Annotated in this window: 6 protein-coding genes; 2 read left to right on the forward strand and 4 right to left on the reverse strand. The window is 66.4% G+C overall.

The genetic code is table 11. The annotated features are described in order from the left end of the window. Window positions 1-3: 3 nt before the first annotated feature. From cyoD to cyoA, 4 genes are all read right to left on the reverse strand, one after another. Window positions 4-411 (reverse strand): cytochrome o ubiquinol oxidase subunit IV, encoded by a 408-nt coding sequence (gene cyoD / locus V2J18_RS11310; RefSeq protein ID WP_336131822.1) that lies wholly within the window; start codon window positions 409-411, stop codon window positions 4-6. Continuing rightward, window positions 408-1,043: a cytochrome o ubiquinol oxidase subunit III gene (cyoC, locus tag V2J18_RS11315; RefSeq protein WP_064750205.1), complete on the reverse strand. Its 636-nt coding sequence runs from the start codon at window positions 1,041-1,043 to the stop codon at window positions 408-410. The genes cyoD and cyoC overlap by 4 nt, the downstream gene beginning before the upstream one ends. After that, entirely contained in the window at window positions 1,036-3,012 is a 1,977-nt protein-coding gene (gene cyoB, locus V2J18_RS11320) for a cytochrome o ubiquinol oxidase subunit I (protein ID WP_222423814.1), read from the reverse strand. The genes cyoC and cyoB overlap by 8 nt, the downstream gene beginning before the upstream one ends. Before the next feature lie 104 nt (window positions 3,013-3,116). Continuing rightward, window positions 3,117-4,169 (reverse strand): ubiquinol oxidase subunit II, encoded by a 1,053-nt coding sequence (cyoA, locus tag V2J18_RS11325; protein ID WP_064750207.1) that lies wholly within the window; start codon window positions 4,167-4,169, stop codon window positions 3,117-3,119. Window positions 4,170-4,496: 327 nt separating this feature from the next. On the opposite strand from cyoA, the gene V2J18_RS11330 reads away from it, so the two are divergent. Further along, window positions 4,497-5,825: an MFS transporter gene (locus V2J18_RS11330; RefSeq protein WP_336131823.1), complete on the forward strand. Its 1,329-nt coding sequence runs from the start codon at window positions 4,497-4,499 to the stop codon at window positions 5,823-5,825. 1,000 nt (window positions 5,826-6,825) lie between these two features. Further along, on the forward strand, window positions 6,826-8,211 hold the full coding sequence (locus V2J18_RS11335; protein ID WP_336131824.1) for an MFS transporter: 1,386 nt from the start codon (window positions 6,826-6,828) through the stop codon (window positions 8,209-8,211). Window positions 8,212-8,295: the final 84 nt, after the last annotated feature.

Genomic DNA, 8,295 nt, shown 5'->3' on the forward strand with positions numbered 1-8,295 from the left:
GCCTCAAGGCATGGCCCGCATGTCGTGCGGCATCGGCATCATGTTGACGTTGAGGTGGTGCATGACCCACAACGAACCGGCCAGCATGATCACCACCAACACCAGGGTGAAGATCAGGGCGAGCATGTTCCAGCCGCCCTCCGACTTCGTGTTCATGTGCAGGAAGTAGACCATGTGCACGACGATCTGCACGACCGCAAAGGCCAGGATCACGAAGGCGGTGGTGCCCGAGCTCGGGATCACCTTGCCCATGACCAGCCAGAACGGGATCGCGGTCAGGACCACCGAGAGCAGGAAGCCGACGACGTAGCCCTTGACGGTGCCGTGGTAGTCGTCGCCGGCATGATGGCCGTGATCGTCGTGGCCGTCGTGGCCGTTGTCGTGGTGTTGATTGGCGACCGGGTGGCTCACGGCAGCGCTCCCATCAGATAGACGAAGGTGAAGACGCCGATCCAGACGACGTCGAGGAAGTGCCAGAACATCGACAGGCACAGCAGGCGGCGGCGGTTCTCCGGAATCAGCCCGTGCTTGCGCAGCTGGACCATCAGCACCACCAGCCAGATCACGCCGAAGGTGACGTGCAGGCCGTGGGTCGCGACCAGAGCGAAGAACGAGGACAGGAACGCGCTGCGCTGCGGGCCGGCGCCCTCGTGGATCAGGTGGGCGAACTCGTACAGCTCCAGGCCGAGGAAGGCCAGGCCGAACAAGCCGGTGACCGCCAGCCAACCTTGCACCGCGGCCAGCTTGCGCCTGGTCATCGCGATCATCGCGAAGCCGTAGGTGATCGACGACAGCAGCAGCATCGCGGTGTTGATCGCGACCAACTGCAGGTCGAACAAGTCGGCGCCGGACGGGCCGGCCGCGTAGCTGCGGCCGAGCACGCCGTAGACGGCGAACAGCACCGCGAACACCAGGCAGTCGCTCATCAGGTAGAGCCAGAACCCGAGCAGGGTGCCGTTCTGCGGATGGTGCTTGCCCTTGAGGTCGAAGAAGACCGGGCGCCCGTCGGGGGTGTGGGTGGCGATGGCGTGGGCGTCAGACATGGGCGGCGGCCAGTTGTTGCGTGCGCTGGTTTTCCGTGGCGGTCACTTGCTCCGCCGGGATGTAGTAGTCGCGCTTGTAGTTGAAGGTATGGACGATGGCGGCGATCAGCATCGCGGCGAAGGACACGCCGGCAACCAGCCACATCTGCCAGATCAGGGCGAACGCGCACAGCGTGCTCAGGCCGGCGATGACCACGCCCGCGCCGGTGTTCTTGGGCATGTGGATCGACAGGAAGCCCGAGGTCGGACGCTGGTAGCCGCGCTGCTTCATGTCGTGCCAGGCGTCGTTGTCGTGCACCACCGGAGTGAAGGCGAAGTTGTAGTCCGGCGGCGGCGAGGAGGTCGACCACTCCAGGGTGCGGCCCTGCCACGGGTCGCCGGTTTCGTCGCGCAGCGCCTTGCGGTTGCGGATCGAGACCGCGACCTGGATCAGGAAGCTGAGGATGCCCAGGGCGATCAGCACCGCGCCGAAGGCGGCGATCACGAACCAGATCTGCAGCGAGGCGTCCTCGAAATGGCTGACGCGGCGGGTCACGCCCATCAGGCCGAGCACGTACAGCGGCATGAAGGCGAAGAAGAAGCCGATCTGCCAGAACCAGAACGAGCACTTGCCCCAGAACGGATCGAGCTTGAAGCCGAAGGCCTTGGGCCACCAGAAGTTGATGCCGGCGAACAGGCCGAACAGCACGCCGCCGATGATCACGTTGTGGAAGTGAGCGATCAGGAACAGGCTGTTGTGCAGGACGAAGTCGGCCGGGGGCACCGCCAGCAGCACGCCGGTCATGCCGCCGATGACGAAGGTGACCATGAAGCCCATCGTCCACAGCATCGGCACTTCGAAGCGGATGCGGCCGCGGTACATGGTGAACAGCCAGTTGAAGATCTTCGCGCCCGTCGGGATCGAGATGATCATCGTGGTGATGCCGAAGAACGAGTTGACGCTGGCGCCCGAGCCCATGGTGAAGAAGTGGTGCAGCCACACCAGGTAGGACAGGATGGTGATCACCACCGTCGCATAGACCATCGAGGCGTAGCCGAACAGGCGCTTGCCGCTATAGGTCGAGACGACCTCGGAGAAGATGCCGAAGCAGGGCAGGATCAGGATGTAGACCTCCGGGTGGCCCCAGATCCAGATCAGGTTCACGTACATCATGGGGTTGCCGCCCAGATCGTTCGTGAAGAAGTTGGTGCCCGCGTAGCGGTCCAGCGACAGCAGCAACAGCACCGCGGTGAGCACCGGGAACGCGGCCACGATCAGCACGTTGGTGCACAGCGAGGTCCAGGTGAAGACCGGCATCTTCATCATGCTCATGCCGGGGGCGCGCATCTTGACGATGGTCGCGATCAGGTTGACGCCCGATAGCAATGTGCCCACGCCCGCGATCTGCAGCGCCCATATGTAGTAGTCGACGCCGACCCCCGGGCTGTAGGCGATGCCCGACAGCGGCGGATACGCCAGCCAACCGGTGGTGGCGAACTCGCCGACGAACAGCGAGACCATCACCAGCGCGGCGCCGCAGGCGGTCATCCAGAAGCTGAAGTTGTTGAGGAACGGGAAGGCGACGTCGCGCGCGCCGATCTGCAGCGGCACGAGGTAGTTCATGAAGCCGGTGACCAGCGGCATCGCCACGAAGAAGATCATGATCACGCCGTGGGCGGTGAAGATCTGGTCGTAGTGGTGCGGCGGCAGATAGCCGGCGTTGTCGCCGAACGCCATCGCCTGCTGCAGGCGCATCATGATCGCGTCGGCGAAACCGCGCATGAGCATGACCAGCCCCAGCACGATGTACATGATGCCGATCTTCTTGTGATCGATGCTGGTGAACCACTCCTTCCAGAGGTAGCCCCAGAGCTTGTAGCGGGTGAGCAGGGCGACCACGCCGAGGCCGCCGAGCACGACCATGGCGAAGGTGGCGATCAGGATCGGCTCGTGCAGCGGGATCGATTCCCAGGTGAGCCGGCCAAAGATTAGGTGGGCGGGATGGGGCTGTTCTGACATCTTGACTCCGAAGGTCCGCTGCCGGACCTGACGCCTTTGGGCGCGCTAACTAAGGAATGCGGTGGCTGCGCGCCTTACGGCGCGAGGGTGGCGACGCCCCAGTTCGGGGTCGCGGCGCTCGGCGAGGTCAGGCACATGGCCGAGGCCACGTAGGGACCGCCGCGCAGGTCGCCGGTGCGGCGCTGGGCGAGGGCGTCGGTGCTCAGGCCGAGGCCGCCGCCGGCGTCGATCGCCATCATCTCGTCCATGCACATGCGGCTGGCGTCGACGCAGCGGTTGAGGATCGCGTGGTACAGGCCCGGCGCGACCGCGCCGTAGCGGCGCACCGGTTCCTTCTCGCTGGGCTTTTCCAGTTCCAGATAGCCGGCGCGTTCCAGGGTGGTGCCGCTGGCGCGGTTCTTGGCCACCCAGGCGTCGAAGCCGGCCTGGTCGAGGCCGTGGAAGCGGAAGCGCATGTGCGAGAAGCCGGCGCCGCTGTAGTTGGCGGAGAAACCCTCGTAATCGCCCGGCTTGTTGATCACCGCGTGCAACTGGGTCTGCATGCCCGGCATCGCGTAGATCTGTCCGGCCAGGGCCGGGACGTAGAAGGAGTTCATCACCGTCGAGGCGGTGATCTTGAACTGGATCGGCCGGTCGACCGGCGCGGCCACTTCGTTGATCGTGGCGATGTTCTGCTCCGGATACAGGAACAACCACTTCCAGTCCAGCGCCACCACTTCGATCACCAGCGGCTTGACGTCGGCGGCGACCGGCTGGCCGGGCTTGATCCGGTCGAGCGGGCGATACGGGTCCAGGGTGTGAGTGCTGACCCAGGTGATCGCGCCGAGGATGATGATGATCAGCAGCGGCGCCGACCAGATCACCAGCTCGAGCTGGGTGGAGTGGTCCCAATCGGGCTTGTACGTCGCCTTGGTGTTCGAGGCGCGGTAGCGCCAGGCGAAGAACAGCGTCAGCGCGATCACCGGCACGATGATCAGCAGCATCAGCACGGTCGAGATCACGATCAGGTTGCCTTGCTGCTGGGCGATGTCGCCCGACGGGTTCAGCACCACGGTGTTGCAACCGGCCAGCGCCAGCGTCGCGCCGGCGGTGAGCAGGGGTCGGAGCAGAGTCTTGAAGGCGTTCATCGATCTGACGCGTAGGCACGAGCGAGGGCCGCGACGGCCGCGGCGATGGGCGCGATCCTAAAGGCCGGCGGCGGTGGGGACGATTGGACGTTTTGTCCCATGCGCTGCGCTGCAACATCGCCCCGGCCGGGCCCAGGCCAGGGCCGGGGCGTCGCGCCGTCTTCACGAAACCCAACAACGGCGCGGCCTGGCGCTGAACAGGGCGCTCCGAATGCGGTATTGGCGTCGTCCGCAGACCGGAGTAACGTCGGAGAGGCGGGTCAAGCCACCCGCCCGTTCCGGCACAGCCGCCGACCACGGACCGCAACCCGTACCGAGCGCCCGCCTATGATGCCTATGCCCAGCCATGCCCTCCCGGAGTCGTCCCGCACCGTTTCCGTCCATGGCCCCGAGCCCCAGGGCGAGGTCAAGCCCGGCGAGATCGCGGTCGGGGTGGTGATCGGGCGGGCCTCGGAGTACTTCGACTTCTTCGTCTACGGCATCGCTTCGGCCCTGGTCTTCCCCTCGGTGTTCTTTCCCTTCCTCGGCAAGCTCGAGGCCACCTTGTGGTCGTTCGCGATCTTCGCCCTGGCCTTCGTCTCGCGGCCGCTGGGCACGGTGCTGTTCATGTGGATCCAGCGCCGCTGGGATCGCAGCACCAAATTGACCGCGGCCTTGTTCCTGCTCGGCAGTTGCACCGCCGGCATCGCCTTCCTGCCCGGGTTCGCCAAGATCGGCAGCCTGTCGATCGTGCTGCTGGCGCTGTTCCGGCTCGGCCAAGGCGTGGCCCTGGGTGGTTCCTGGGACGGCCTGCCGTCGCTGCTGGCGCTGAACGCGCCCAAGGACCGGCGCGGCTGGTACGCCATGCTCGGCCAGCTCGGCGCCCCGGTCGGCTTCATCATCTCCGCGGCCCTGTTCGCCTATCTTTACGGCGCCCTGTCGCCGACCGACTTCTTCGACTGGGGCTGGCGCTATCCCTTCTTCGCCGCGTTCGCGATCAACGTGGTGGCCCTGTTCGCCCGCCTGCGCCTGGTGCTGACCCACGAATACGAGCGCGAGCTGGGCGAGCACGAGCTGGAGCCGACCCCGGTGATCGAACTGGTCGGCGCCAAGGGCCGGCATGTGGTGATCGGCGCTTTCGCCGCCTTGGCCAGCTATGCGCTGTTCCATATCGTCACCATCTTCCCGCTGTCGTGGATCCTGCTGTACTCGGACCAGTCCGTGCCGCAGTTCCTGGCGGTGCAGATCGTCGGCGCCTTCCTGGCCGCGGGCGCGGTGGTCGTCTCGGGCCTGATCGCCGACCGCTTCGGCCGGCCTCGCACCCTGGCCGCACTGGCCGCGGCGATCGCGATGTTCAGCGGTTTCGCGCCGACCCTGCTCGGCGGCGGCGCGGTCGGGCAGGATGCCTTCATCCTGATCGGCTTCGTCCTGCTCGGCCTGTCCTACGGCCAGGCGGCCGGGTCGGTGACCGCCAACTTCGGCTCCAAGTACCGCTACACCGGCGCCGCGCTCACCTCGGACCTGGCCTGGCTGATCGGCGCTGCGTTCGCGCCGCTGGTCGCGCTGGGGCTGTGCGCCCGATTCGGCCTGGCGTTCGTCGGGGTCTACCTGCTGTCGGGCGCGATCTGCACCATGGCTGCGCTGGCGGTGAACCGGGCGCTCAAGCTGCGCAGCTGAGCGCCGCCCGCGCCGGCGATGCCGGCCCAGCCTGCCCAACGACGGCCCGCGCTCGCGCGGGCCGTCGGCGTTTTGGAGCGGCCGTCGATGCCGGCGGGGCGCCGCGTCCGGAATAGCGGGGCGCTTACCTATATATAAGTGCCACAGTGGAGCGCGCGGGTCCGTTGCGGCGGCCGCCAGGAGTTTGCCGATCCTGGCGAATTGAACGCGGCCTGCGATCGAGATCCGCCGCCGCCGAGATCGCCTCCGGCCCTCGTGGGGGCGGCGCAAGACCATCGAGACGATTTCGGAACCATCGGTGCGCGCAATCGTTGGTGCGGCTTCGTGCATACGTTGCCGTACGCGAAGCGAACGATGCAGCAGCGCATTTGCCGTCCGGCCCAGACGGCTTGCGATGCATAACGCGCCAGGTCGCAGGCCGTGGTTACGAAACTTGCGGCAGACACGCGCGGCGATCGGTGCACCCCTCAGCCGGTCGATGCATCGCGCGGTGCGCGCAGCGCGGAACACGGCATCGAAAGCGTTGCGCAACACGATGCGGAACGCGCATTCGTTAATCGTCGATAACGAACGCATGCATGCGTTGAGATCGCCTCGGCGCGATGCGACCGGATGTTGCATCCCATCGGCCAGCGGCAATTGCATTCGCGCTGTGTAGGAATTGCCTGGATTTCGCGGAGTTTGCGCAGCGACGTCGACGTTCTCTGTCCGAGTGCGCGTTCCGTTCGCGCCTGAATGTGACGAAGCCACGCGAACGAGTTGAACGGAAACAAATCGATGTCGCAGAGTTTGATCGGGTACTCCGTTTGCAAATCTTCGCTGCAGCGTTCGTAAAGAACTTTCAACACTGCGATATATGTTATGGACGCAGTCACCGAACCAAAGCCTGTTGCGTTAGCCGGATTCAGTCGGGCGCGCCGCGCCTGGAAGCAACGCGACCACATCTCGCCGCAGAAGTACCCGCGACGCATCGTTCGCGGGAACCAGAGAGAGCGAACGTATGCAGGAGGCGACCGTCGAGCAAGCGCCGGCATCGACGAGCGGACCCACGAGCGCGACATCGCCGCAAGCGGCGCCGCGCGCGCGCTCGACGTTCGCGCTGCTGTGGCTGAGCGAGACCGCGTTCGACCTGGGCACGACGTTGGTCAGCTTCGCGGTCGGCGTGTGGATCTTCTCTCAAACGGGATCGGCCCAGGACTATTCGTTGTCGATCCTCTTCGCGGTGCTGGCGGGCATGCTGGCGACGCCGTTCGCGGGAGCGTTCGCTGACCGTTACGATCGGCGCTGGGTGGTGTTGTGCTGCGATCTGGGCGCCATCGCCGGCACGTTCGCGATCGTGACGGCGCTGGTGTACGGCCGGGCGGGCATCGGCGCCTTGTACCTGTATGCCGCGGCCGCATCGGCGCTGGGCGCTTTGCGCAGGCCGGCGATTCGCGTCGCGATCAGCCGCTTCGTGCCCAAGGACCGTTTCGCTCAGGTCGGCGGCCTGACCGGTGTTTCGCGCGCCCTGGTTCAGGTCGGCGCGCCCACCGCCGCCGGCTTCTTGATGGCGCGCCTGGGGCTGCAGGGCGTGATGGCGACCCAACTGTGCCTGTTGCTGGGCGGCGCGGTGCTGATGTTCGCAGCGCTGACCCGTGCCGGCGATCGTGTACGCGGCGGCGCGATCGCGGCGAAAACAGGCTTGCTCGGCGGCGCCATGAACAGCTTCGGCGGCGCGTTCGGCTATCTGCGCGAACAACCGTTGATGCGCGCCCTGCTGCTGTATGGCGCGCTGGTGCAATGCCTGATGGTGCTGGCGACGACGTTGCTGACGCCGATGGTGCTGTCGACCCATTCCAGCGATGTGCTCGGCCTGGTGATGTCGGTCGGCATCGTCGGCGGACTGCTCGGTTCGATCGTGGTCGCGACCGCCTGGATTCGCCGGAACCTGATGCACTGGATCCTGGCCTGCGACGCGCTGCAGTGCGCGGCGGTGCTGATCGCCGGCTACGCGACGGGACCGGCCTGGTGGTGCGCGACCGCGTTCGTGTGCCTGTTTTGCGGCAGCACGTCGGTGGCGTGTTCGCACGCGCTGTGGATGCGCAAGGCGCCGCTGTCGCGTCAGGGCAGCATTTTCTCCCTGGTTGCAGCGAGCAACATGCTGGTGATGTGCGTCGTGCTGCTGATCGGAAGCTGGCTGGCCGACGCGGTACTGGAGCCCGCGCTGCGCGAAGGCGGTGCGCTCGACGCGACGGTCGGCGGCTGGTTCGGCAGCGGACGCGGACGCGGCATCGGCTTTTTGTTCTTCGTCAGCGGCGCGATCGGCTTGGCATTGACGTCGTTCGCTCTGGCCAGCCGTCGCCTACGACGGCTCGAAACCCTGGTGGCGGACCGCTGCGATCCCTGACGGCGTCCGGCCACGCACGACAACGCCTTGCGCGCGGTGCGCGCGGGCGACCCGTTCCTTCCGATTTTCCAATCAGCCGATCCC

Source organism: Lysobacter firmicutimachus (assembly GCF_037027445.1).
In the GTDB taxonomy this organism is placed as follows: Bacteria; Pseudomonadota; Gammaproteobacteria; order Xanthomonadales; family Xanthomonadaceae; genus Lysobacter; species Lysobacter firmicutimachus.